Source organism: Microbacterium sp. Bi121, from assembly GCF_918698005.1.
GTDB lineage: Bacteria > Actinomycetota > Actinomycetes > Actinomycetales > Microbacteriaceae > Microbacterium.
On record NZ_CAKKLJ010000001.1, the window covers coordinates 442,207 to 465,491 of the forward strand.

General features: G+C 68.1%; 23 protein-coding genes and 1 pseudogene. 10 read left to right on the plus strand and 14 right to left on the minus strand.

The window, feature by feature from the left end; all coding sequences use genetic code 11:
- Nucleotides 1-87: 87 nt before the first annotated feature.
- Genes LQZ87_RS02120 through LQZ87_RS02140 form a run of 5 tightly spaced genes read right to left on the minus strand, consistent with a single transcriptional unit; the run spans nt 88 to nt 4,948 of the window.
- Nucleotides 88-1,029 carry a siderophore-interacting protein gene (locus LQZ87_RS02120; RefSeq protein WP_230101787.1) on the minus strand — a complete coding sequence of 314 codons (942 nt, stop codon included), beginning with the start codon at nt 1,027-1,029 and terminating at the stop codon, nt 88-90.
- Nucleotides 1,019-1,819, minus strand: a complete 801-nt coding sequence (locus tag LQZ87_RS02125; RefSeq protein ID WP_230101788.1) for an ABC transporter ATP-binding protein — start codon at nt 1,817-1,819, stop codon at nt 1,019-1,021. The genes LQZ87_RS02120 and LQZ87_RS02125 overlap by 11 nt, the downstream gene beginning before the upstream one ends.
- Nucleotides 1,816-2,874 carry an iron chelate uptake ABC transporter family permease subunit gene (locus LQZ87_RS02130; RefSeq protein WP_230101789.1) on the minus strand — a complete coding sequence of 353 codons (1,059 nt, stop codon included), beginning with the start codon at nt 2,872-2,874 and terminating at the stop codon, nt 1,816-1,818. Before LQZ87_RS02130 ends, LQZ87_RS02125 begins: the two co-directional genes overlap by 4 nt.
- Nucleotides 2,871-3,917: an iron ABC transporter permease gene (locus LQZ87_RS02135; RefSeq protein ID WP_230101790.1), complete on the minus strand. Its 1,047-nt coding sequence runs from the start codon at nt 3,915-3,917 to the stop codon at nt 2,871-2,873. Before LQZ87_RS02135 ends, LQZ87_RS02130 begins: the two co-directional genes overlap by 4 nt.
- Nucleotides 3,914-4,948 carry an iron-siderophore ABC transporter substrate-binding protein gene (locus LQZ87_RS02140; RefSeq protein ID WP_230101791.1) on the minus strand — a complete coding sequence of 345 codons (1,035 nt, stop codon included), beginning with the start codon at nt 4,946-4,948 and terminating at the stop codon, nt 3,914-3,916. Before LQZ87_RS02140 ends, LQZ87_RS02135 begins: the two co-directional genes overlap by 4 nt.
- Before the next feature lie 138 nt (nt 4,949-5,086).
- Between LQZ87_RS02140 and LQZ87_RS02145 the strand changes: the two genes are divergently transcribed.
- Both LQZ87_RS02145 and LQZ87_RS02150 read left to right on the plus strand, forming a co-directional pair.
- Nucleotides 5,087-6,121, plus strand: a complete 1,035-nt coding sequence (locus LQZ87_RS02145; RefSeq protein ID WP_230101792.1) for an FUSC family protein — start codon at nt 5,087-5,089, stop codon at nt 6,119-6,121.
- Nucleotides 6,122-6,226: 105 nt separating this feature from the next.
- Nucleotides 6,227-6,898 (plus strand): DNA alkylation repair protein, encoded by a 672-nt coding sequence (locus LQZ87_RS02150; protein WP_230101793.1) that lies wholly within the window; start codon nt 6,227-6,229, stop codon nt 6,896-6,898.
- A 1-nt stretch (nt 6,899) separates the two neighbouring features.
- On the opposite strand, the gene LQZ87_RS02155 is transcribed toward LQZ87_RS02150, so the two are convergent.
- On the minus strand, nt 6,900-7,070 hold the full coding sequence (locus tag LQZ87_RS02155; protein WP_325471009.1) for a CDGSH iron-sulfur domain-containing protein: 171 nt from the start codon (nt 7,068-7,070) through the stop codon (nt 6,900-6,902).
- A gap of 7 nt (nt 7,071-7,077) precedes the next feature.
- Complete coding sequence (locus LQZ87_RS02160) at nt 7,078-8,166, minus strand: iron-containing redox enzyme family protein (RefSeq protein ID WP_230101795.1); 1,089 nt, start codon at nt 8,164-8,166, stop codon at nt 7,078-7,080.
- 130 nt (nt 8,167-8,296) lie between these two features.
- Between LQZ87_RS02160 and deoD the strand changes: the two genes are divergently transcribed.
- Nucleotides 8,297-9,007: a purine-nucleoside phosphorylase gene (gene deoD / locus LQZ87_RS02165; RefSeq protein ID WP_230101796.1), complete on the plus strand. Its 711-nt coding sequence runs from the start codon at nt 8,297-8,299 to the stop codon at nt 9,005-9,007.
- Between the two features lie 74 nt (nt 9,008-9,081).
- Nucleotides 9,082-11,610 (plus strand): DEAD/DEAH box helicase, encoded by a 2,529-nt coding sequence (locus LQZ87_RS02170; protein WP_230101797.1) that lies wholly within the window; start codon nt 9,082-9,084, stop codon nt 11,608-11,610.
- Nucleotides 11,611-11,632: 22 nt separating this feature from the next.
- On the opposite strand, the gene LQZ87_RS02175 is transcribed toward LQZ87_RS02170, so the two are convergent.
- The 3 genes and pseudogenes from LQZ87_RS02175 to LQZ87_RS02185 form a co-directional block, all read right to left on the minus strand.
- The gene (locus tag LQZ87_RS02175; RefSeq protein WP_230101931.1) at nt 11,633-12,022 is read right to left on the minus strand and encodes a VOC family protein; all 390 of its coding nucleotides are present in this window, start codon (nt 12,020-12,022) and stop codon (nt 11,633-11,635) included.
- A gap of 51 nt (nt 12,023-12,073) precedes the next feature.
- Nucleotides 12,074-13,201, minus strand: a pseudogene (locus tag LQZ87_RS02180) (Gfo/Idh/MocA family oxidoreductase); the annotation flags it as partial.
- A gap of 232 nt (nt 13,202-13,433) precedes the next feature.
- Complete coding sequence (locus LQZ87_RS02185) at nt 13,434-14,963, minus strand: SDR family NAD(P)-dependent oxidoreductase (protein WP_230101798.1); 1,530 nt, start codon at nt 14,961-14,963, stop codon at nt 13,434-13,436.
- 116 nt (nt 14,964-15,079) lie between these two features.
- Here LQZ87_RS02185 and LQZ87_RS02190 point away from each other — a divergent pair, with 116 nt between their 5' ends.
- Nucleotides 15,080-16,147: a M4 family metallopeptidase gene (locus LQZ87_RS02190; protein WP_230101799.1), complete on the plus strand. Its 1,068-nt coding sequence runs from the start codon at nt 15,080-15,082 to the stop codon at nt 16,145-16,147.
- Nucleotides 16,119-16,487 carry a protealysin inhibitor emfourin gene (locus LQZ87_RS02195; protein ID WP_230101800.1) on the plus strand — a complete coding sequence of 123 codons (369 nt, stop codon included), beginning with the start codon at nt 16,119-16,121 and terminating at the stop codon, nt 16,485-16,487. The genes LQZ87_RS02190 and LQZ87_RS02195 overlap by 29 nt, the downstream gene beginning before the upstream one ends.
- Here LQZ87_RS02195 and LQZ87_RS02200 read toward each other — a convergent pair.
- On the minus strand, nt 16,456-17,517 hold the full coding sequence (locus tag LQZ87_RS02200; protein ID WP_230101801.1) for a mechanosensitive ion channel domain-containing protein: 1,062 nt from the start codon (nt 17,515-17,517) through the stop codon (nt 16,456-16,458). The genes LQZ87_RS02195 and LQZ87_RS02200 overlap by 32 nt on opposite strands.
- Before the next feature lie 107 nt (nt 17,518-17,624).
- On the opposite strand from LQZ87_RS02200, the gene LQZ87_RS02205 reads away from it, so the two are divergent.
- Nucleotides 17,625-18,527, plus strand: a complete 903-nt coding sequence (locus LQZ87_RS02205; RefSeq protein WP_230101802.1) for a VOC family protein — start codon at nt 17,625-17,627, stop codon at nt 18,525-18,527.
- An 8-nt stretch (nt 18,528-18,535) separates the two neighbouring features.
- A complete protein-coding gene (locus LQZ87_RS02210) occupies nt 18,536-19,264 on the plus strand; it encodes a DUF3108 domain-containing protein (RefSeq protein WP_230101803.1) in 729 nt (242 codons plus the stop codon).
- On the opposite strand, the gene LQZ87_RS02215 is transcribed toward LQZ87_RS02210, so the two are convergent.
- Nucleotides 19,261-20,493 carry an FAD-dependent oxidoreductase gene (locus LQZ87_RS02215; protein WP_230101804.1) on the minus strand — a complete coding sequence of 411 codons (1,233 nt, stop codon included), beginning with the start codon at nt 20,491-20,493 and terminating at the stop codon, nt 19,261-19,263. The genes LQZ87_RS02210 and LQZ87_RS02215 overlap by 4 nt on opposite strands.
- Nucleotides 20,494-20,587: 94 nt before the next feature.
- Here LQZ87_RS02215 and LQZ87_RS02220 point away from each other — a divergent pair, with 94 nt between their 5' ends.
- On the plus strand, nt 20,588-20,914 hold the full coding sequence (locus tag LQZ87_RS02220) for a hypothetical protein (RefSeq protein ID WP_230101805.1): 327 nt from the start codon (nt 20,588-20,590) through the stop codon (nt 20,912-20,914).
- 30 nt (nt 20,915-20,944) lie between these two features.
- Nucleotides 20,945-21,646, plus strand: a complete 702-nt coding sequence (locus LQZ87_RS02225) for a ribonuclease H (protein ID WP_230101806.1) — start codon at nt 20,945-20,947, stop codon at nt 21,644-21,646.
- 2 nt (nt 21,647-21,648) lie between these two features.
- On the opposite strand, the gene LQZ87_RS02230 is transcribed toward LQZ87_RS02225, so the two are convergent.
- Together LQZ87_RS02230 and LQZ87_RS02235 are read right to left on the minus strand one after the other, a co-directional pair.
- Nucleotides 21,649-22,296, minus strand: coding sequence for a TetR/AcrR family transcriptional regulator (locus tag LQZ87_RS02230; protein ID WP_230101807.1), 648 nt, complete (start codon nt 22,294-22,296; stop codon nt 21,649-21,651).
- A 7-nt stretch (nt 22,297-22,303) separates the two neighbouring features.
- A complete protein-coding gene (locus tag LQZ87_RS02235; protein ID WP_230101808.1) occupies nt 22,304-23,278 on the minus strand; it encodes a phosphotriesterase-related protein in 975 nt (324 codons plus the stop codon).
- Between the last annotated feature and the right edge of the window lie 7 nt (nt 23,279-23,285).

Consider the following 23,285-nt stretch of genomic DNA (forward strand, 5'->3'; position numbering starts at 1 on the left):
TCAGGGGACAGCCGCCGAAGATCGAGGTCGCACAAAGCGCCGCTCACGCGTAGTCAGAACGACCGTTTCTGCGACCCGGACGGCGAATCAGCCGCGCATGGCGACACCGCGGCGCCAGTAGCCCATGAAGGCCACCTGCGCGCGGTCGATGCCGAGGTCCTTGACCAGGTGCCGGCGCAGCGTGGTGACGACGCCGCTCTCGCCGGCGATCCAGAAGTACCGGTCGACGTGAGCGACGGCGGCGCCGAGCGATTCGCCGCTGCCGGAGTAGATCGGAGTCTCCCAGACCAGGTCCTCGCCCTCGGCATCCTGAACCGTGATCTCACGGTGCCCGGTGTCGCCCAGGTAGTCGAGCACGGTGGGGATCACGCGCAGGCCGTGCGCGGCATCCCCTCGGGGCAGCCAGTGCACCTCGACACCGGCCGGCGCGTCGATCGGCAGCACATCGGAGGCGACTGGGACCTCGATGAACGCGATGCCTCGGAGGTCGCGCGGTGCGTCTTCGAGGATGCGCGCGATCGCGGGAGCAGCCGTCTCGTCGCCGACGAGGACGACGGAGGATGCCTCGCCCGGCGCGTACTCGATCCCGCTGCGATCCTCGCGGCCGCGGCGAGGGCCGACGATCCAGAGCTCGTCGCCGACCGCTGCGCGGCTCGCCCACAGGGAGGCCGGCCCGGTGAGGCCAGGTGCCAGATGCAGGACGAAGTCGACGACGACCTCGGTGCCGGCATCCGAGGCCTTCAACTCCCGGATCGAGTACGTGCGCATCGATCCGCGCTCGTCCTCCGGGACGGCGAGGTAGGCGCCCCACCAGTCGTCGGTGTCGCGGTCGATGTCGGGGAGGATGCCGGATGCCGGCGGGAACACGAGCTTGATCCTGGCGTCGTGGACGTCGCCGGGCGTGCCGAAGTCGTCGAGCTCACCGCCGCCGAACGTGACCCGCACGAAACTCGGCGACACGCGTTCGACGGCGCGCACCTCGGCGCGGGCGAGGACGTACGGCGGACGGGTACGAGTGCTAGCGGACATGATGCCTTCCGATCGGGGTCACCATCGGCTTGCCGGAGACCGGATCCGTGGTGATCTGATTCGCCATGCCGAAGACCTCTTCGACGAGCGTGTGGGTCAGGACCTCGCTGGGCGCGCCGATCGCGTGCACCCTGCCGTGCCGCATCGCGACGAGCTCGTCGCTGTAGCGGGCTGCGAGGTTGAGGTCGTGCAGCACCATCACGATCGTGGTGCCGCGGGAGACGCTGAGGTCGGTCAGCAGGTCGAGGACTTCGACCTGATGCGCGACATCGAGGAAAGTGGTGGGCTCGTCGAGCAGCAGGATGTCGGTCTCCTGAGCGAGGGCCATCGCGATCCAGACGCGCTGACGCTGGCCACCCGAGAGCTCGTCGACACTGCGGTCGGCGAGGTCCGAGATGCCGGTGGCCTCGAGGGCGTCTGCGACGACTTCGTAGTCGTGCGCCGTCCAGCGGGCGAGCGCCTTCTGGTGCGGATGCCGCCCCCGGCCGACGAGATCGGCGACGGCGATGCCCTCCGGAGCGATCGGCGACTGCGGCAGCAGTCCGATCACGCGCGCGACCTCCTTGGTCGGGCGGGAGTGCACGGACTTCCCGTCGAGGACGACCTGACCGGACGACGGTGACAGGAGGCGTGCGAGCGAACGCAGGAGCGTCGATTTGCCGCATCCGTTCGCGCCGACGATCGCGGTGATCCTGCCGGGCGCTATCCGGAGGTCGAGGCCCTCGATGATGGTGCGGTCGCCGTAGCCGAGCGTGACGGCCTCGGCTTCCAGGGTGTGCGCTTGGGTCACAGCGATCCTCCCGAGCGGTTGGTGCGGATGAGCAGGTAGATCAGGTATGGGGCGCCGAGCACACCGGTGATGACGCCGACCGGGTAGCGCGCGCCGAGCGCGAACTGGCCGATCAGGTCACCGGCGAGGACGAGCACCGCACCGACGAGCGCGGAAGGCAGCAGCAGATTCGCGCCGGGTCCGGTGATGCGCGCGGCGATGGGCCCGGCCATGAATGCGACGAACGCGATGGGCCCGGTGCCGGCGGTGGCGAAGGCGAGGAGGGCGACCGCGCCGATGATGAACAGCACGCGGGTGAGAGTCACGCGGACGCCGAGACCGGATGCCGAGTCGTCACCGAGCTGCAGCATCCCGAGCGCACGCGCCTGCAGGAACAGGAAGGGCAGGATGACGAGGCTCGCGATGGCAAGGGGGGCGACGTCGTCCCAGGACGCATTGTTCAGGCTGCCGGCGATCCAGCGCATGGCTGTCTGGATGTCCCACTGCGCGGCCCGCGACAGCACATAGGAGATGACGCTCTGCAGCATGGCCGCTATGCCGATGCCGATGAGGATCAGGCGGATGCCGGAGAAGCCGCCCTTGTTCGAGAGCAGGTAGATGGCGAGCGCCGTGACGAGGGCGCCGCCGACTGCGAATGCCGAGACGGCCGGACCGCTCAGGCCGAGGACGATGATGCCGACGACGGCCGCAGCGCTCGCACCCTCGGTGATACCGATGATGTCAGGGGCCGCGAGAGGGTTGCGCAGAAGGGTCTGGAACGCGACGCCTCCGATGCCGAACGCGACCCCGGCGAGGATCGCCAGGACCGTTCGGGGCAGTCGCAGCTCTCCGACCGTGAACGAGGCGCCGGGGACGGTCTCCCCCAGGATGACGCGGATCACTTCGCCGGGAGTGTAGAAGGTGTTGCCGACCATGAGCGCCGTGGCTGCGAGCGCCACGACGAGGATGCCGAGCACGATGCTCGCGACGGCGTGACGGCGGTGGCGCGACCGGCGACCGGCCGCGATGGCCTCCACGCCGGTGGCTGCGGCGGAGGCTGTGACGGTGGCGCTCACAGTTCCCTCACCCTCTGTCGACGGACGATCCAGATGAAGAAGGGAGCGCCGATGACCGCGGTGATGATGCCCACCTGGATCTCCTCGCCGTTCGGAGCGATGACGCGGCCGACGATGTCGCCGGCGAGCAGCAGCGCCGCGCCCGCCAGGGCGGAGAACGGCAGCAGCCAGCGGTGGTCGGTTCCGATCAGAGTCCGGCACAGATGCGGGATCACCAGGCCGACGAATCCGATCGGGCCGGCGATCGCCGTGGCGGCGCCGGCGAGCATGACGGCTCCGAGCGCCGAGACGAGCCGTGTGCGGAACACGTTCTCGCCGAGGCCGGCGGCCATGTCGTCGCCGAGGGCGAGGGAGTTCATGCCGCGCGAGCAGGCGAAGCAGATGAGGGCGCCGAGTGCGAGGGCCGGGGCCGTGATCGCGATGCGGGGCCACTCCGCCCCGCCGACGCCGCCGACCTGCCAGGACTGGAAGGCCTGCAGCAGGTCGACCCGAGGAAGGAGCACGGCGCTGATGAGCGAGCCGAGGGCGGCGGAGGTCGCAGCTCCCGCGAGCGCGAGCTTGAGCGGAGTCGCACCGCCGCGGCCGAGCGACCCGACCGTGTACACGAACACGGCGGCGACGGCGGCGCCGAAGATCGCCACGAACATCTGCGTGGATGCACCCGTCGCGCCGAAGAAGGCGAGGCTGATGACGACGGCGAGCGATGCGCCATTGGAGACGCCGAGGATCCCGGGGTCCGCGATCGGGTTGCGGGTGACGGCCTGCATGGTCGCGCCGGAGAGGGCGAGAGCGGCGCCGACGAGGATCGCGAGCACGGTGCGGGGGATGCGCTTGATGATCGCGCCCTGAGCAATGGTGTCGGAGTGTCCGCCCAGCGCGGCGGCGATGTCGTCGAATGAGACGGCGCGGACGCCGAATGACACGGACAGGATGCTGAGGATGAGGATGACCACGAGGCCGATGAGCAGCCAGGTGCTGCGCACCAGCGCCGGGCGCCGCAGGTGTGCGGCGCCCGGCTTCAGAGCTGTTGCGGCTGAGCTCACTTGCCGGTCAGCGGTGCCTCGAGGATCGAGAAGTACTCGTCGATGCCCCACGGGATCGACAGCGGCGACGGGTTGGCGGAGTTCGCGATCGGAGTGGCGTCGGGAAGGATAGCGATCTGCCCCTTGGCGATCGCCGGGATCTTGCCGAGCAGCGGATCGGCCTGCAGGGCTGCGATCATCGAGTCATCGCCATAGGTGATGAACAGATCGACGTCGTCGAACTTGTCGACCTCCTCGGCGCTGACGGTCAGGTAGAAGTCGGTCGCCGCCTCGTTCTCCTTGAGGATCTCCGGCTCGGGCAGGCCGAGGTCGAGCAGGAAGCCGGGGCGGGTGTCGATCGGCGTGTAGAAGCCCACCTGGCTGAAGTCGTTCGGGTCGATGTAGGTGAACAGGACCTTGGCGTCCTTGAGGGCGGGATGCGCGTCGAGCGCCTCCTGCGTCTTCGCCTCGAGGTCGGCGTTCAGTGCCTCGCCCTCATCCGCGAGCCCCAGGGCCGTCGAGTTCATCGTGATCATGTCCTGGTACGAGGTGCCCCAGGCCACATCCGGGTAGGCGATCGTCGGAGCGATCTTGGAGAGCGTGTCGTACTCCTCCTGCGTGATGCCCGAGTAGGAGGCGAGGATCACGTCGGGGTTCGTGTCGGCGACGGCCTCGAAGTCGACACCGTCGGCCTCGTCGAACAGCACGGGAGTCTCGGCGCCCAGCTCGTCGAGCTTCTCCTCGACCCACGGGAGGACTCCGTTGTCGTCGTCATCGCCCCAGGCGACCTTGCTCATGCCGACCGGGACGATGCCCAGCGCGAGCGGCACCTCGTGGTTCGCCCACGCGACCGTCGCGACGCGCTCCGGCTTCTCCGTGATGGTCGTCTCGCCGTACACGTGCTTGATCGTGACGGGGAAGGCGTCGGCGGATGCCGGGTTGGAGCCCACCGCTCCGTCGTCGGTGCTCGTCGGGGCGGAGGTGGCGCAGCCGGCGAGGCTGGCCGCGAGAACAGCGGCGGCGCCGAGAGCGAGAAGTCGGGAGATACGCACGGGCGTTTCCTTCAGATCTGAGGGTCGGGATGCCGACCAGAAGGCCGACAGGCTTTGGTAAGCCTCCCCTAACGTAGCACGGGGTAAGGGTGTCCTCAGTTGCCGATGACGGCACCTGCCCGGGGCTACCGTGGTGACATGAAGATGACGGCGGCGGTGCGGAGCGCGAAGCGCGCTCCTCTGCTGCAGGTCGCGAAGTCGGCGATCGCCACGCTCGGCGCCTGGCTGATATCGTCGTGGCTCATCCCCGGTCCGCTCCCGGTGTTCGCGGCGATCGCGGCGCTGCTGGTCGTGCAGCCGAGCGTGAACCAGTCGTTCGCGAAGGCGCTGGAGCGTAGCATCGGCGTGATCGCGGGTGTCGTGATCGCCGTGCTGCTGAGCCTGCTGCTGGGCCCGCAGAGCTGGGTCGTGCTGCTGGCGATCGTCGTGGCGATGCTCGTGGCCTGGGTCTTCCGTGCGACACCGGGGACCGGCAATCAGGTCGCGATCTCGGCGATGCTCGTCCTCGCTCTCGGCTCATCGAATCCCGAGTACGCGCTCGATCGGATCCTGGAGACGCTGATCGGCGTCGCGTTCGGTCTGATTGTGAACGCGCTGGTCGTACCGCCGGTGCTCACGGGGCCGGCCAGACGCGACCTCGGGCTGCTCGGCACCGAGATCGCCGCGAGTCTGGACCGGCTGGCCGATGCTCTGCTCGGTTCGCGGACGCCCGCCCAGCTGCAGGGGCTGATGGTGGAGGCACGCCTGCTGCGGCCGATGCAGACTGCGGCCGAGGCATCGATCTCCGCCGGTGAGGAATCGCTCACGCTCAACCCGCGCCGCGCCGCCCGCGGCGAGATCGCCGACATGCGCAGCCTGCTCGACACGCTGTCACCGATCGTGACGCAGGTCATCGGGATGACGCGGGCGTACTTCGACCACTACGACGCCACACTGGCCGATGAGCCCACCGTGCACGCGATCGCCGAGCAGCTCCGGCGGGCGGGGCACGATGTGCGGCTCGCCGTGCAGATCGCCGACATCGCCCCTGAGCCCGCGGCCGAGACCTCGACCATCCCCGCCCTGACCGCACCGCTGCAGCTGAAGCCGCCGGCATCCGGTCATTGGATCCTCGTCGGATCCCTCATGGAGGATCTGCGCCGCATCCGCGGCGAACTCGTCGGCGACGAGTAGCCGCCGTCCCCGAGAATTGCTTTGCCGCAGAGAATCGCCCTGCCAGCACGATTCTCGACGCGCAACGCAATTCTCGACGTAGGGGCGCGGCGTACGCTGGCATTCATGACGGACACGATGACCGTCCCCGAGGTGCTCGCCGAGCTCGAAGCACTCGAGGACCCGAAGTTTCGCGCCGCGAACGAGAAGCGAGGCGACGATCACGGCATCAACCTGTCGAAGATGCGGGCGCTCGCGAAGCAGGTCAAGACGAACCATGCACTCGGGAAGGAGCTCTGGGCGACCGGCGAAACGGCTCCGCGCCTGCTCGCGCTGCTCATCAGCAAGCCGCGCGAGTTCTCGGCCGACGAGCTCGACGCGATGCTGCGCGAGACCAGGGCGCCCAAGGTCAATGAGTGGTTCGTGAGTTACATCGCGAAGAAGTCGCCCCTCGCCGAGGAGATGCGCCAGCGCTGGTTCGGCGACGCCGACCCGACGGTGAGCGCGGCCGCCTGGTCGCTGACCTCTGAGCGCGTGGTGAAGAAGCCGGAGGGCCTCGATCTCGAGCACCTGCTCGACCTCATCGAGCGCGACATGAAGGATGCCCCCACCCGGCCGCAATGGGCGATGAACGAGACGCTCGCGAACATCGGCATCCGCAATCCCGACCTGCGGCCTCGGGCTCTCGCGATCGGCAACGAGCTGCAGGTGCTCGCCGACTACCCGACCGCTGCTGGCTGCATCTCTCCGTTCGCACCGATCTGGATCACCGAGATGTCGAAGAGGCTGGATCGCTGAGTCAGTGGATCAGCTTGTGCGTGCCGTCGCACCACGGCTTGATCGCCGAAGCGCCGCAACGGCAGAGCGCGACCGTTCGGCGCGGATTGTCGATCGGCTGCCCGTCTTCGCCGATGACCTGAACAGCCCCGCGCACGAGGAGCGGCCCATCGGCGCACGCGGTGATCTGCACCTCGCGCTCAGACATCATCGCCCTCGGGGCGCAGCGAGCTCTCCCCCGCCTCGAACGCGCCCCTGATATGGTCGGCCGCGCGATCATCGAGCATCAGGCAGGCTGCGGCACCGAAGAAGATGTCCGGGATGAGCTCGGGACGATCCTCTCCGAGCCCACCGGCGAGATCACGCGCCGCGATCTGCTCGTGCACGGCATCCGCCTCAACATGCTCATCGAAGTAATCGGCCACGTCGTCGCCGAAGCCGAGCCTGCGCACGCCCTCGGCGTACATGCGGTTCGGCAGCGACGAGGTCATCTCGAACGCGGCCAGGTGCCCCACGATCGCGCCGATCAGCGACCGGTTGATGCCGAACATCGACATCGCGTTCTGCGAGGCCAAAGTCACCGCAGGCACCCGATCGAGGTAGCCGCCGTAGCGTGCGTCGAGCCCGAGACCGCGCATGGTGCGGGCGAAGATCTCCGCGTGCATGCGCTCGGGGCGTCCGCCTCCGTACTCATCGGACTGGATCTCGACGAGCGCGACCTTCGCGCGACCGGTGAGCCGAGGAATGGCCCAGGAGTGCGGATCGGCTTCGCGCAGCGTGTAGATGCTCCGCTGGATCACGAACTCCCTCAGCTGCTCGAGCGTCGCCCGCTTGGCGACGTATCGGGCGAGAGACGGGCCAGGGGTCGGCGCCGTGAGATCGAAGAGCGCGGCGGCGACGGCTTCGGCGTCCGCTGGCGGGGTCTCTCCCACGACGACATCACGGCGCAGCTCGCGTTCGAAGGCACGCTCGATCATCCGGCGAACGGCGAGGAGTTCGGGGTGCCACTCCCACTCGGGGTCGATCCAGTCCAGCGACCCGTAGGCGCAGGCGTAGAGGAGGAAGAGAGCGAGCTGGATGTCGTCGTCGATCGCGACGCCGTCGCTGGCGGCGAGAGCATCGCCGGCGATCGCCGCGAGGTCGTCGCTTCCTCGCGACGCTGCCGCGCCGTCGGCAGCACGGGCATCTCTGGGGTCATCGAGCTGGAGCTTCTGCATGACTGCAGCACTCAGCGGTCCGCGCGCGATGCCGCGGCGAGCGGGACGGACCCGTTCGTGGATGGCAGTCATGGAACCTCTTCCGGAATGCGGATGCGACGGCAACGGCATCCATGCCATCAACCTGTCACAGGCACGGAGAATGCGGTCGGGGGTTGACGTGAGCCGTCGGCGCTGACTAGCGGCTCGATAACCTGGGGTCATGAGCACACACATCGCCGCTGAGCCCGGTCAGATCGCTCCCGTCGTCCTGTTCCCCGGCGACCCGCTGCGCGCGAAGTGGATCGCCGAGAACTTCCTCGAGGACGCTGAACTGTATTCCGAGACCCGCGGGATGCTGGGATACACCGGCACCTGGAACGGGCACCGAGTCTCGGTGCAGGGTTCTGGCATGGGTCAGCCCTCGATGGCGATCTACGCCACCGAGCTGTTCAGCGAGTATGGGGTCCAGACGATCGTGCGGGTCGGCTCATGCGGCGCGCTGACCGAGAAGCTGAATGTGCGCGACATCATCATCGCGAACGGTGCGAGTACCGATTCGGGCATCAACCGCGTGCGGTTCCACGGGCTGGACTTCGCCCCGGTGGCCGACTTCGCTCTGCTGCGGGCCGCCGTCGAGGCGAGTGAGCAGCTGGAGCTCAGCTCTGCCGTCCATGTGGGGCAGCTCTTCTCCAGCGACCAGTTCTACAGCACCCGCCCGGAGCTCACCGAGCCGTTCGTGCAGCACGGCATCCTGGGCGTCGAGATGGAGGCCGCCGGTCTCTACACGCTCGCCGCGTACCACGGGCGTCGCGCCCTCGCGATCTGCACGGTGAGCGATCACATCGTCACGGGCGAGGAGACCACGGCGAAGGAGCGCGAGCAGACCTTCGGCGACATGATCGAGATCGCCCTGCGCGCCGCGACCGCCTGAAGCGCGCGCCGGAGCCGCGCTGCGCGCTCTTGATGGGCGCGGGGCGGCGATGCATGGGGGAGGATCGTAGGGACATGGCTTCCCTTCTCGATTCTGCGACTCTCCCCGACGGCTCCGATGCGGATGCCGTCTACACGGCGTTCGTGGAATGGGCGGAGTCGACCGGCATCCAGCTGTACCCGGCGCAGGACGAAGCGGTCATCGAGATCGTCTCGGGAAACAACCTGATCCTCTCCACTCCCACAGGCACCGGCAAGTCGCTCGTCGCGATCGGAGCACACTTCGCGGCTCTCATGGACGGTCGCCGCAGCTACTACACGGCCCCGATCAAGGCCCTGGTCAGCGAGAAGTTCTTCGCTCTCGTCGACATCTTCGGCCCCGAGAACGTCGGCATGATCACCGGAGACTCATCCGTGAACGCGGATGCGCCGATCATCTGCTGCACAGCCGAGATCCTCGCGAACCTTGCGCTGCGCCAGGGGCCCGATGCCGAGATCGGCCAGGTCGTGATGGACGAGTTCCACTTCTACGCCGACCCCGATCGCGGGTGGGCCTGGCAGGTTCCGCTGCTGACGCTGCCGCAGGCGCAGTTCATCCTGATGTCCGCGACGCTCGGCGACGTCACCGAGCTCGCGGCCGATCTGACCCGTCGCACCTCACGCGAGACGTCCGTCGTGACCGGCGTCGAGCGGCCGGTGCCGCTGCACTTCTACTACGAGCTCACGCCGATCCACGAGACGATCGAAGACCTGCTGACCACCGGGCAGGCGCCGGTCTACGTCGTGCACTTCTCGCAGGCCGCGGCCATGGAGCGCGCCCAGGCCCTGTCGAGCACGAAGATCGCCACGCGAGAGCAGCGTGACGAGATCGCAGAGCTCATCGGCGAGTTCCGATTCACGACGGCGTTCGGGCGCACGCTGTCGAAGTTCCTGCGGGCGGGGATCGGCGTGCACCACGCGGGGATGCTGCCGAAGTATCGCCGGTTGGTCGAGCAGCTCGCTCAACGAGGGAAGCTGCGCGTGATCTGCGGCACCGACACCCTCGGCGTCGGCATCAACGTGCCGATCCGCACGGTGCTGCTCACCGCGCTGACGAAGTTCGACGGCACGCGGATGCGGCAGCTGAACGCACGGGAGTTCCACCAGATCGCCGGGCGTGCCGGACGCGCCGGCTACGACACCGCAGGCACCGTGGTCGCGCAGGCCCCGGAGCACGAGTCCGAGAACGCCGCGGCGATCAAGAAGGCCGGCGATGATCCGAAGAAGAAGCGGAAGCTCATCCGCAAGAAGGCACCGGAGGGTTTCGTGTCGTGGGGCGAGCCGTCGTTCCGCAAACTCGTGGATGCCGACCCCGAGACGCTCACGTCTCACATGCAGATCACGAGCGCCATGATGCTCAACGTCATCGCTCGCGGCGGTGACGTGTTCGGCAGTATGCGCGCGCTGGTATACGACAACCACGAGCCACGGGCCAGGCAGCGACTCCTGGCCCTTCGGGCGCTGGGAATCTATCGGACGCTTCGCGAGTCCGGCATCGTCGAGCAGGACGCCGATGGCGGCATCCACCTCACGGTCGACCTGCAGCCCAATTTCGCTCTGAACCAGCCGCTGTCGCCGTTCGCGCTGGCGGCGTTCGAGCTGCTGGACCCGGATGCCGCGACCTTCGCGCTGGACATGATCTCGATCGTGGAGGCCACCCTCGACGATCCGCGCGCCGTGCTGGGGCAGCAGGAGTTCCTGGCCCGAGGTGAAGCGGTCGCCGAGATGAAGCGCGAGGGCATCGAGTACGACGAGCGGATGGAGCTGCTCGAGCAGATCACGTATCCCAAACCGCTCGACGAGCTGCTCGGAGCGGCCTTCGAGACGTACAGCGCCGCTCAACCGTGGATCCGCGACTTCGAGCTGCATCCGAAGTCCGTCGTCCGTGACATGTACGAGCGGGCCATGTCGTTCGGAGAATATGTCGCGTTCTACAAGATCGCGCGGTCTGAAGGCGTGGTGCTGCGGTACCTGTCCGACGCCTATCGTGCGGCGTCGCAGACGATCCCGGAAGAGCTGAAGAACGAAGATCTGCGCGATCTCATCGAGTGGCTCGGCGAGCTCGTCCGCCAGGTGGATTCGTCACTCCTGGACGAGTGGGAGGAGCTGCGCTCCGGCACCGACAACGGTCAGGTCGACCTCGCCGCCTTGAAGAGCGCGGACCACGTCGATGAGCCGATCGTCCCGCCGGCTCCGAAGCGTCTCACCTCGAATGTGCGCGCGTTCCGGACGCTGGTGCGCAACGAGCTGTTCCGGCGGGTGCAGCTCGCGGCGCTCGAGGACGTCGAGACGCTCGCAGAACTCGATCCCGCTCTGGGCGCCGATGGGTGGAACGACGCTCTGGATGCGTACTTCGCCGAGCACGATGAGATCCTCACCGGTCCTGACGCGCGCAGCTCGAAGCTGCTGATGCTGACGGAGGGTGCGGCCGAGTGGACCGCCCGCCAGATCCTGGACGACCCCGCCGGCGACCACGACTGGGGCATCTCGGCGACGGTCGACCTTGCGGGGTCGGACGAAGCCGGTGAGGCCGTCGTCACGGTCACCGGTGTGGATCGGCTCTGACGACTCAGGCGTGCATTACGGCTCAGGCTTGCATCACGGCGAGGACGTTGCCCGCCGGGTCCTTGAACCACGCGATGTCGGGGCCCTGTCCCTCACCGCGGACGATGCCGCGTTCGTCTGAGGGGAACTCCTCGTCGCTGTAGATCTTCGTCTGCACGCCGCGGGAGATGAGCTCGTCGACAGCGGCGTCCACGTCCGCGACCGGGAAGTTCAGGATCGTGAAGCTCGCCGGCTCATGGTTCGGCTTCGAATAGACGAGGATCGACCCGCCGCTCGGAAGACGAATGTCGAGGAAGCCCATCGGGTTCGCCTCGACGTCGAGCCCGAGCGTCGTTCCGTAGAAGTCGCGTGCCGCGTCGATGTCGTCGACGCTGAACCCGCTGAATGCACCGTCCACCGTGAATGCTGTCATGCGTCCAGCATCCGCCGATGGCGCGTGGATGTCGAGAGGTTGCCAGCCGCCCTGAACGATCTCCGCGACGCGAACCTTGCGATCCTCGGCCAGCGACATCGTGAGAGCATCCGCCGTCGCGATCGACTGGCGGGCAGCGGTCCCGTCGGTGAGCGCGGCGAACTCCGGGTCCGGCTCGGCTCCCTGCAGCAGAGCGTGGAAGTACGCGGTCTCCTCTTCGACGATGCCCACCAGCCACAGCGGCGCCGTGCTCGTCGGGTTGCCGTACATGATGCCGCCTGCATCGGCGCGGGAGGCGTAGATCGCGGCTCGCTGCGCGTCCTCCTCCTCGCTGCGGTGCAGCAGGAATCGCTCTTCCGCACCGGAGCGGCGCACGGTCACGCCGCCGTTCGTCAGATCGATGTATGCCGCTCCGAGCGTGCCCTGCACGAGCAGGTAGTGCCCCGGCCAGCGGAACGCGGAGCCGTACTCCAGCGTCGCGAAGGCTCCGCCCGGGAACTCGAGTGTGATCAGCAGCAGGTCGTCCTCATCGCCGAACCGCTCGCCGCGGTGCGCGACGTTGCCGCCGATCATGGTCGCCGTCTCCGGAGCGCCCATGATGAACTGGATGACGTCGAGCTCGTGGATGTGGTGGTAGAGATGTCCGCCGGACAACTCGCGCTGCTTCTTCCATGACACCTGCGGCTTCGGGTCCTCCCAGCCGGTGCGCGCAGCGCGGGTGTAGACGATATCGCCGAGCGCACCGTCCGCGATGAGCCGCTTGACGCGGCGCACCCCGTTCATGAAGTTCATGACGTGGCCGCTCATCAGCATCACGCCGGCCTCGTTCGCTGCATCCACCATCGCCGAGCAGTCCGCGTACGACAGCGCCATCGGCTTCTCGCAGAAGATCTGCTTGCCGTGCTGCGCTGCGAGAACGACCGCTTCGCGGTGCGCCCAGTTCGGGGATGCCACGACCACCGCGTCCACGTCGGGGCTCGCGCACAGTTCCTCGAGTGTCGCAGTCGCCGTCGCGCCGAACTCGCTCACCGCGGCATCCGCGTGCTCGGGGTCGAACACGCGGGTGATGCGGGCGCCGGGCAGACGCAGGAAGCCTCTCCCCAGAGCGAGTCCGAAGTATCCGGTGCCGACGAGGCCGTAGCGGATCTCGGATCGGGGCGAGAGAGCGGAGTCAGTCATGCCCTTCACGCTAGACATCAGACATCTGATGTGTCAAATGTCGATACTCCCTCACCGCATCCGGCGCGCAGCGGGCCGAGGTCGACGGCATCCCCGCACCCGCCGGCACACCCACTGGCACAGATGCACGGCCCTGGCGCACTTGCACGGCCGAACCGGCGATCCGGTCGTGCATCCGTCCCCGGGCCGTGCATGTGTGCATGGCGGACTCAGAAATCGGGCGCGGCTGAACTCACCAGGGGTTCGGCTTGTAGTCCTTCAGGAACACGCCGTGCACATCGACGCCGGCCTCGCCCTGGACGATCGGGTCGTACACGCGCGCGGCGCCGTCGACGAGGTCGAGCGGGGCGTGGAAGCCCTCCTCCGCCAGGCGAACCTTCGTGTGGTGCGGGCGCTCGTCGGTGATCCAGCCGGTGTCGACCGCGGTCATCAGGATGCCGTCGGTCTCGAGCATCTCGCCGGCACTGGTGCGGGTGAGCATGTTCAGTGCGGCCTTGGCCATGTTGGTGTGCGGATGCCCCGGGCCCTTGTACCGGCGCGAGAACTGGCCCTCCATCGCCGAGACGTTCACGATGTACTTGCGGTGCGCGTCAGACGCGCGCATCGACGCCCGGAGTCTGCTGATCAGCAGGAACGGAGCCGTGGTGTTCGCCAGCTGCACCTCGAGCATCTCGAGCGGATCGACCTGATCGACCGACTGCACCCAGCTGTTGACGTGATCGATGTCGGGCACCAGTCCCCCGGCATCGATGGCAGAGCCGTCAGCGTGCTTGGCGAGCGATGACGAGCCAGGAGCCATTGCGAGCCGTGCGAGGTCTTCGGCGGTCAGTGCCTGCCCGCCCTGCTCGGCGACAGTGCCGCCGAGGGCCGCGACCGACAGCAGCGGGTTCGCGTCGACCGACGCCTGCAGCGCCTGGGGATGCGGGTCGGCGGTGTGCCCGAACGTCTCCATCTCGGGCAGCGGCCCGTCCGGGAGCGGCTGCATCTCAGCATCCGCCAGCAGCGAATATGCACCCGGCGAACGCCGCACGGTCTGCGCGGCGTTGTTGATGAGGATGTCGAGCGGGCCCTGAGCCGCGACGGAGTCGGCGAGCGCGATCACCTGGGCGGGGTCGCGCAGGTCGATGCCGACGATGCGGAGGCGGTGCAGCCAGTCCGCGGCATCCGACAGCGATGAGAACCGGCGCACGGCATCCCTGGGGAAGCGCGTGGTGATGGTCAGATGCGCGCCGTCGCGGAGGAGGCGCAGCGCGATGTGCATGCCGATCTTGGCTCGCCCTCCGGTGAGCAGGGCGCGGCGGCCGGTGAGGTCGGTGCGGGCGTTGCGCTTGGCGTGACTGAAGCGGGCGCAGTCAGGGCAGAGCTGGTGGTAGAACGCGTCGACGAGCGTGTACGGCTGCTTGCAGATGTAGCAGTTGCGGGGCTTGAGCAGCTCGCCGGCGATCGGGGCATCCACGCTCGAGGCGAGGTCGTTGCCGCGCGTCTCATCGTCGATGCGATCGGGAGCGCCGGTCGCGGTCCTGGCCACGACGGCCTTGTCCGCCTCGGCGATCGCGTCGCGGATCTCCTTGCGGCGCACGCGCTTGACGGCCTTGAACATCGCGGCGGTCGCCCGGCGCACGGCGATGTAATCGGGGTGCTGCTCGCTGATCTTGTCGAGCTGCTGGAGGACCCGAAGGGTCGTGGCGAGATCGTCAGGGTCGAGGCCTTCGCCGAGGTCGGCTGAGCTGTCGGCAGAGCTGTCGGCAGAGGCATCGGTCATTGGGCTGATTTTACGCGAGCGACCTGAGAGCGGATGCCGTCTGGGATTCGGCCAGCGGATCACGCAACACCGCAGCACCCGTGACTCTGTCGGAACCCGCGCGTATCGTCGGCCACATGGACCACAGCGCACAGGCACACGGCATCATCCCGGCATACCTTCTCGCCCGCCTCGCGCAGTCGGGCCGTTTCACCAAGGCTGCGGATGCTGCGCGTCAGACGCTGCTCGCGGGCAGACCGCAGTTCCGTGCCCGCCTGAACCTGTCCATCGACGAGCACGGTGATCTCGTCGCCGAGTTGACAGACGCTCCGAACCGGACGATCAGCGATGCCGGTGGCACCGAGACGCTGCCCGGCGCCGTGGTGCGCACCGAAGACGACGGGCCGGTCGACGACGCTTCGGTCAACCAGGCGTTCGACGGCCTCGGCGCCACGTTCGAACTGCTGCTCTCGGCGTTCCAGCGCAACTCGCTCGACGGGTTGGGGGCGCCCCTGAACGCGACGGTGCACTACGGCACCGACTACGACAACGCCTTCTGGGACGGCGAGCGCATGGTCTTCGGCGACGGCGACGGCGAGGTGTTCCGCGGCTTCACCGGTTCGGTCACCGTCATCGGCCACGAGCTGGCGCACGGCGTGATCCAGCACACCGCGAACCTCGAGTACCAGGGCCAGCCCGGCGCGCTGAACGAGTCGATCGCCGATGTGTTCGGGGCGCTGACCGAGCAGTACGCCGAGGGGCAGGCGGCGGATCAGGCGAGCTGGCTGATCGGTGCGGGCATCTTCACCGACGAAGTGCAGGGCGTGGCGCTGCGATCGATGATCGAGCCGGGCACGGCGTACGACGACGACGAGCTCGGCAAGGATCCGCAGCCAGCGCACATGAGCGACTTCGTGCGGACGACCGAGGACAACGGCGGGGTGCACATCAACTCCGGCATCCCGAATCGTGCGTTCGCGCTCGCGGCGCGCGCCCTGGGCGGCAACGCCTGGGAGCGGGCCGGCACCGTCTGGTACCGCGCGCTGAGCGACGGACTCTCGCCGACGGCGACATTCCGCGAGTTCGCAGATGCCACTGTCGACGCGGCCTCCCGCGAGTACGGTGAGGAGGTGACCGCCGCAGTACGCGACGCGTGGACGACCGTGGGAGTGCTGGATGCCGAAGGAAATCGACGCACCGGATGACCGGGCAACCGCTGATGAGGACGACCTCCTCGTCGTGGCGGTCGTCCGGACGGGCGGGATCGCCGGCCTCCGACGCCGCTGGCGGGTCGAGACGCCGCGCCCCGAGGCGCATGACTGGCTGGTGCTGATCGATCGCTGCCCGTGGAACGCGCCTGCCGAGCACGATGCCGGCGCCGATCGCTACGTGTGGAGCATCCAGGTGCGCATGCCCAGCGAAGAGCGCGAGCGCGAACTCGCCGACTCCGAGCTGCGCGGCGCCTGGCGGGATCTCGTCGATGCGGTCCGCGATGCGGATGCGGCGCGGACGACTAAGCCGGGCGATCCAGCATCACGCGAGTGACCGGCAGCGCCTCTGGATGCTCCTGCTGCAGCCAGATCATGACCTTCTCGCGCACGAGGCATCGCAGATCCCACTGATCGCCGGAGTTCGCCGATGACACCGTGAACCGCAGCGTGACGTGCCCGCCCTCCGAACCGGTGACGACCATGCCTGCCGAACGGCGGTCCCAGGCATCCGAGCCCTCGATGATCTCCATGAACTTCTCGCGCACGGCATCCACCGGAACACGCCAATCGAGGTCCATGTAGACGGTGCCGAGGATCTTGTCCGACCTGCGCGTCCAGCTCTCCACCGGCTGCGATGTGAAGTACGTGCAGGGCAGGATCAGCCGGCGCTCGTCCCAGATGTAGACGACCACGTACGACAGGTTGATCTCGCCGATCCGCCCCCACTCGCCCTCGATCACGACGACGTCGCCGACGCGGATCGCGTCCGTGAACGCGATCTGCACCCCGGCGATGAGGTTGCCGAGCGTCGACTGCGCGGCGAGACCGGCGATGATGCTGACGACACCGGCCGATGCCAGGATGCTGGTGCCCACCGCCCGCACCTCGGGGAATGAGAACAGCACCACCCCGACCGCGATGACACCGACCAGAACCACGGCGAGCCGATTGAGGACGGTGAGCTGCGTCTGGCGACGCCGGGCCTCAGGGCTCGTGGCATCCTTGCGGCTGTCGTACTGCATGAGCCGTTCCATGCCGAACGTCACCAGCGTCGACAGCAGCCACGCGCCGACCAGCACCGTGGCGATGAGCAGCAGACGATCGAGCACCGGCCACCACGACAGCGACGCCGGTGCGGTCGTGGCGCAGACGATCCACGCGGCGATCACGAACGCCAAGGTCATGCCAGGCACGCGGATGCGTCGCTCCAGGTCGGCGATCCACGCTGAGCGGCCGCGCGCGCGACCCGCGACGAACCGTACGCCGGTCACGATCACCGAGACGATCACGACCGCCACGACTGTTGCGATGAGCGTGCCGATCCACGAGGTCCATTCGAGCGTGAACTCTGCAAGAGAAGCCATCGATCCACCCTAGACAGACGAGCAGTCCGGGGCGCAACCCCCTTGCTTCCGCGGTCACCGCGGAGCACGATCTAATCACCCGAGAACAGCCCGCCGAGGGAGCCGCGATGTCTCAGAAGATCATTCCCAACATCTGGTGCAATCAGAACGCCGACGAGGCGGGTGAGTTCTACGCCGGCCTCCTGCCCCATACGACATCGAAGGTCACAGCCCGGTATCCGGACGTCGTCGCGGACTGGCAGGCCGAGTTCGCCGGCAAAACGCTCACGGTCGATGTCGACGTCGACGGCTTCCAGCTGTCGCTGATCAATGCGGGGGACGAGTTCCGCCCGAATCCGTCCATCTCGTTCATGCTGAACTTCGATCCGGTCCGTTTCGACGGCGATCGGGATGCCGCCCGTGCCAGCCTGGACGAGGTCTGGGCCGGACTCGCCGAGGGCGGCACCGTTCGCATGGAGCTCGGCGAGTACCCGTTCAGCCCTCGGTACGGGTGGGTCGAGGATCGCTTCGGCGTCAACTGGCAGCTCATCCTCACGAACCCCGAGGGCGAGTCGCGTCCGTTCCTCATCCCGCAGTTGACGTTCACGGAGTCGGTCGACGGCAAGGCCAGGGAAGCGGCGGAGTTCTACGCCTCGCTGTTCCCCGACGGAGAGGTCGGCTATATCGCGGTGCACCCGCCGGAGTCGACGCACGCACAGCCCGGCACGGTGATGTTCGGCGAGTTCGAACTGGCGGGGCAATGGTTCTCGATGATGGACGGCGGCCCCGACCACGATTTCGCCTTCGACTGCGGCATCTCGCTCGAGGTGCGCGTCGCCGATCAGGACGAGCTCGATCACTACTGGAATGCCCTCACCGCCGTGCCGGAGGCCGAGGTGTGCGGGTGGCTCGCTGATCGATACGGGCTCAGTTGGCAGATCATTCCGGAGAACATGGGCGAGCTCATGTCGCGTCCGGACGCGTACACGAAGATGATGGGGATGAAGAAGCTCATCATCGCCGATTTCTGAAGGACGCCATGGGACTGTTCACGCAGCGCGAGGAAGACGAGAACACCTGGGCTGCGCTGCCCGGAGAGCCGCGCGGGCCGAGGGATGCCGCCGAGGTGCTCGACACGGCACCCGTCGTCGACCCGATGGAGGTGGGCCTCGGCGCGCAGTACACGTCGGTCGTGTTCCCCGTCGCGCCACCCGCCCCTGAGGCATCGGATGCATCGGATGCCGCGCCGAAAGACCCTGCAGCCGAACCGGACCCGCACGTGCTCGGCCCCGGCCTGCTGCCGACGCCGTTCACGGCCGACGAGATCCACGCGGGCGCGCGCGGCGGCAAGACGATCCGGATGCTGGTGGAGGAACCCGATGGCGCATCGCACATCAGGGTCAACCGGTTCCGGGATGCCGATGACGAGGGTGCGACGCTCGAGCGCTGGATCTCGGGCCCGACCGGCATCGTCCAGGGCGAGATCACGAGCTCGCGCGTGACCTGGCGCGAGCTGCAGGGGCACGCGGCGTTCCCCGCTGATCTGACGACGCTGTCGTCCGAGACGCTGGAGTTGCCGATCGGACGCGTGGAGTGCCTGCGCTACGAGGTGCGCGAGTCGTCGGATGCCGCCCCGGAGGCGTTCTGGTTCGCGGTCAACCACCCGGGGATGCCGGTGCGGTACGAATCGCGGGTCGATGCAGGCATACAGCGCACGGGTTCATCAGGCATGCAGCGCACGACTGTGATCGCGATCGCGCGACCCTAGACGCCGGGCTCGATCCGCTCGAAGCGCTCCGGCCTCGCTCCGAGGCCGACGAAGCGTCCGGTCAGATGCGTCAGCCGAGGGTGATCGCGCAACAATCGCAGAGGCAGGGGCAGCGGCGCATCAGGAGTCCGCTCCGCGATCAACGGACCCTGCAGCCGACGCTGCACGAACTGCGTGACCCGTGTCGGCCATGAGCGTCGACGTTGGACACGGCGCAGGTCTCGGTTGGTCGGTGCACCGCCGCCGCGAAGCACCGGCCCGAGGATGCGGGCAGCGGCCACGGCATCCTGAATCGCGAGGTTGATCCCGACCCCGCCCGCCGGCGACATCGCGTGCGCGGAGTCGCCGATGCACAGCATCCCGGAGGTGAACCAGCGGCGTAGCCGTTCCAGCCTGACCCGCAGCAGGTGCACGTCGTCGGTGGTGACGGCGGCGACGGCATCCGCCATGCGGGGCGAGATCCGCCCGATGCGCTGCTTCATGATCGTGAGGTCGGCGTCCGTGCCGCTCCACGTGCCGGCCGGGATCACGTGGGCGATCTGGAAGAAGTCGCCGCGGTCGATCGTGATGATCATCCCGGAGCCCGCCTGGATGAACGGGTACGTCTCACCGTCGCGCTTGGCCAGGCGGAACCAGAGGACGTCCATCGCGGCGGCGACGCCCGTCGGATGCAGGCCGGCGGCGGAGCGGACGTCGGAGTCACGGCCTGACGCATCGACGACGAGGCGTGCGCGGATCGTGACGTCGCCGTCGGGGCCCGCGCCGGCGACTCCGGTCACGCGGCCGTCGTCTCTGCCGTCTTCACGGATCAGGCCGTCGATGCGCGTCTCGCGGATGAGCGTGAATCCCGGATGCCGCGACGCGCTTTCGGCGAGCAGATCGAGGAAGTCCCACTGCGGCATGAACGTCATGACCTTGCGGCGCGTGGGCAGGCGGGTGAAGTCGGCGAGCACGAGCTCAGACCCCTGCCAGCTGACGGTGACCCGCTCCATGTCGTCGTGCGGCAGGGCCAAGAACTCGTCCAGCAGGCCGAGGTCGGCGAGCAGCTCCTGCGTCGACGGGTGGATCGTGTCGCCGCGGAAGTCGCGCAGGAAGTCGGCGTGCTTCTCGATAACGGTGACGCGGATGCCGTGCCGCAGAAGCGCGAGCGCCAGCATGAGCCCGGCCGGGCCTCCGCCGACGATCGCGCAGTCGGTGTCGATGCGCTGGCTGCTCCCTTCGGTGCTCATGAGTCCAGGATCGTCCTCTCGTGGCGAAGTTGCACGCATGGTCGATGCTGCGATAGCCCTAGGCTGTCCCGCGAGACGGATACGAGGGGGAACCATGCCTGCTGCTGAAGAGGCGTCCCGGCTGCTGGGGCTCGCGCATCACACCTATGACCGGGGTGATGCGCTGCTGCAGATCGCCGTGGATGTCAGCCTGCTCACGGGAGAGAAGTCGTCGTTCGGCTCGGCCGGGAACATGGCGTCGCACGATGAGAGCATCGGGTACTTCCTCGGCGAGGTCGAGAAGATCGGATGGCGGCTCGAGTCGAGCGCCTTCACGTTCATCGAGAGCGGCGCGACGACCTCTGCGCGGATGTGGGGGACGGGCGAGGGCGTCGTGAATCACGGCGCCGTCGTCGGGTACTACGTGTTCCGGCGGGCGTGAAGCCGCGCCGTCCCCCGTTACGGTTGAAGGATGACGATCACCGCCGCGGCAGACGGCTCAGCCCTCGGTAATCCAGGCCCGAACGGCTGGGCGTGGTACATCGACGACGACAACTGGGCGGCGGGCGGATCCCCCCACGGCACGAACAATCAGGGCGAACTGCAGGCCGTTCTCGAGCTGCTGCAGGCGACGGCCGCGACCGGCGAGTCGCTGCTGATCATGTGCGACAGCAAGTACGTGATCGACTCGATCACCAAGTGGATGCCGGGCTGGAAGCGCCGCGGATGGCGCAAGGCCGACGGCGGGCCGGTGCTGAACCGCGACCTCATGGAGGCGCTGGATGCCGCGATGCAGGACCGCGACGTGAAGTTCGCGTGGGTCAAGGGGCATGCCGGGCACGATCTCAACGAAGCCGCAGACGAGCGGGCGAATGCCGCCGCGAAGGCGTATCAGGCGAAGCGCGAGCCGAACCGCGGTCCGGGCTTCGCCCTGGGTGCGGCGGCCTCTGCCCCGGTCCCCGTCCCGACGTCCGAGTCCCCCTCAGCGCAGCCGCTCTGGGCCGAGGCATCCTCGCTTCTCGACGTCTTCGACACCCCTGACGATGCGGCTGGGTCCGCGGCATCCGCCATCGACCTGCACGTGGCACTCACACCCGACGAGCACGCACGCCTACGCGATCGCGCCGACGCGCAGGGCATCTCGCTCGAGCAGGCACTGCGCCGCCTGATCTGAGGTCAGGGCTTCGCGGTCATCCAGGCGACCACGACATCGCCGATCATCGAGCGCAGGTGCTCGCGGCGGTCCGCGGCGAGCAGGTCGCGGTCGAACAAGTACCCGAAGGTGTGCTGATTGGCCACCTGGAAGAAGCAGTACGAGCTGATCAGCAGGTGCACGTCGAGGGCGTCCACGTCGGTGCGCACCGACCCCTCGGCGCGGCCGCGCTCGAGCACCGTCTCAAGCACGTCGACGGCAGGCTGGTTCAGCGTACGCAGGGCGCCCAGGCGCTTGATGAACTCGCCGTGATGGATGTTCTCGATCGAGACCAGGCGGATGAACGCGGTGTGGTTCAGGTGATGGTCGTACGTGAGCTCGGCGATCTGACGAAGCGCCTCGACCGGGGGCAGGTCGCCGGCGTGGATCGACTGCTCGGTCTCGCGGATGCCGCGGTAGGCGTTCTCGAGCACGGCGAGGTAGAGCTGCTCCTTGCCACCGAAGTAATAGTAGATCATCCGCTTCGTCGTCAGGGTGCGCTCGGCGATCTCATCCACCCGCGTCCCCGCGTAGCCCGACTCGGCGAACGCCTCCGTCGCGACCTCGAGCAGCTCTGCCCTGGTCCGCTCGGCATCGCGCTTCCGCACGACCGGTTCGCTCACGCTGTCCACCCCCACATCATGCCCCACCCGCCAGCACACGCCGCGGATTCACGACCATCAGCTGATGCTCGGTCGCCTGATCGAGCCCCGCCGACCGCAGTTGCGGAAGCACGGTCTCGAACAGATGCGACATCCTCCACGACGGCGTGTGCGCCGAGCGCCACGAAGGCGGGGTGACACGACTGAACACGGCGGCGTCGTGCGAGAGCACGATGCGGTCGGCGTAGCCTGCGTCGAGCAGCTGCAGCAGCATCCGCACCCGATCCTCATCGCGGCCGACGTGCTCCATGCCGAACCGATCGAACCCGAGGAAAGAGCCGCGGTCGGCAAGACCGCGCAGGTACGCGAAGTCGGTCGAGTCACCGCTATGGCCGATCACGACCCGGTCGAGCGGCACGCCCAGGCGCTCGAGCTCGTCCTGCTGGGCGATACCGCCCCGGGATGCCGCGTGCGAGTGCGTCGTGATCGGCACGCCCGTTCGGCGATGCGCCTCGGCTGCAGCCGCGAACACGCGTGCTGCGTCCGGGGTGAGGCCCGCGTCTCCCGAGGCGATCTTGATCATTCCCGCCCGCACGTCGGTGCCGGCGATGCCGCGCTCGATGTCGCCGACGAAGAGCTCCACGAGCGGATCGGGACCGTCGACGACGAGCCCTGGTCCGTTGAGCCTGAAGTACGGGGGCAGGACTTCTGCTGCGTAGCATCCGGTTGCCGCGACGATCTGCACCGGCACGCGCGCTGCGACATCGGCGACGCGTCGCACATCACGGCCGAGGCCGATGACCGTGAGGTCGACGACGGTCCGGACGCCGCGGGCGTGCAGATCGGTGAGGGTCTGCACGGCGCGTTCGATCCACAGCGACTCATCCCATTCCGGGTGAGGCATATTGATGTCGAGCTCGGGGTCGGTGACGAAGACGTGCTCATGGATGAGGGTCACCCCGAGGTCGTCCCCGCTCACCTCCCCCGTGAACGTCGGAATCGAACGCGCCATGCAGGTG

Excerpts from the sequence above, each read along its gene's own strand:
- LQZ87_RS02150 (WP_230101793.1), top strand. The coding sequence starts at position 6,227 with ATGACGGACACGATGACCGTCCCCGAGGTGCTCGCCGAGCTCGAAGCA.
- LQZ87_RS02195 (WP_230101800.1), top strand. The coding sequence starts at position 16,119 with ATGCCGAAGGAAATCGACGCACCGGATGACCGGGCAACCGCTGATGAG.
- LQZ87_RS02210 (WP_230101803.1), top strand. The coding sequence starts at position 18,536 with ATGGGACTGTTCACGCAGCGCGAGGAAGACGAGAACACCTGGGCTGCG.
- LQZ87_RS02190 (WP_230101799.1), top strand. The coding sequence starts at position 15,080 with ATGGACCACAGCGCACAGGCACACGGCATCATCCCGGCATACCTTCTC.
- LQZ87_RS02235 (WP_230101808.1), bottom strand. The coding sequence starts at position 23,278 with ATGGCGCGTTCGATTCCGACGTTCACGGGGGAGGTGAGCGGGGACGAC.
- LQZ87_RS02120 (WP_230101787.1), bottom strand. The coding sequence starts at position 1,029 with ATGTCCGCTAGCACTCGTACCCGTCCGCCGTACGTCCTCGCCCGCGCC.
- LQZ87_RS02205 (WP_230101802.1), top strand. The coding sequence starts at position 17,625 with ATGTCTCAGAAGATCATTCCCAACATCTGGTGCAATCAGAACGCCGAC.
- LQZ87_RS02215 (WP_230101804.1), bottom strand. The coding sequence starts at position 20,493 with ATGAGCACCGAAGGGAGCAGCCAGCGCATCGACACCGACTGCGCGATC.
- LQZ87_RS02145 (WP_230101792.1), top strand. The coding sequence starts at position 5,087 with ATGAAGATGACGGCGGCGGTGCGGAGCGCGAAGCGCGCTCCTCTGCTG.
- LQZ87_RS02185 (WP_230101798.1), bottom strand. The coding sequence starts at position 14,963 with ATGACCGATGCCTCTGCCGACAGCTCTGCCGACAGCTCAGCCGACCTC.
- LQZ87_RS02225 (WP_230101806.1), top strand. The coding sequence starts at position 20,945 with ATGACGATCACCGCCGCGGCAGACGGCTCAGCCCTCGGTAATCCAGGC.
- LQZ87_RS02200 (WP_230101801.1), bottom strand. The coding sequence starts at position 17,517 with ATGGCTTCTCTTGCAGAGTTCACGCTCGAATGGACCTCGTGGATCGGC.
- deoD (WP_230101796.1), top strand. The coding sequence starts at position 8,297 with ATGAGCACACACATCGCCGCTGAGCCCGGTCAGATCGCTCCCGTCGTC.
- LQZ87_RS02175 (WP_230101931.1), bottom strand. The coding sequence starts at position 12,022 with ATGACAGCATTCACGGTGGACGGTGCATTCAGCGGGTTCAGCGTCGAC.
- LQZ87_RS02160 (WP_230101795.1), bottom strand. The coding sequence starts at position 8,166 with ATGACTGCCATCCACGAACGGGTCCGTCCCGCTCGCCGCGGCATCGCG.
- LQZ87_RS02220 (WP_230101805.1), top strand. The coding sequence starts at position 20,588 with ATGCCTGCTGCTGAAGAGGCGTCCCGGCTGCTGGGGCTCGCGCATCAC.
- LQZ87_RS02170 (WP_230101797.1), top strand. The coding sequence starts at position 9,082 with ATGGCTTCCCTTCTCGATTCTGCGACTCTCCCCGACGGCTCCGATGCG.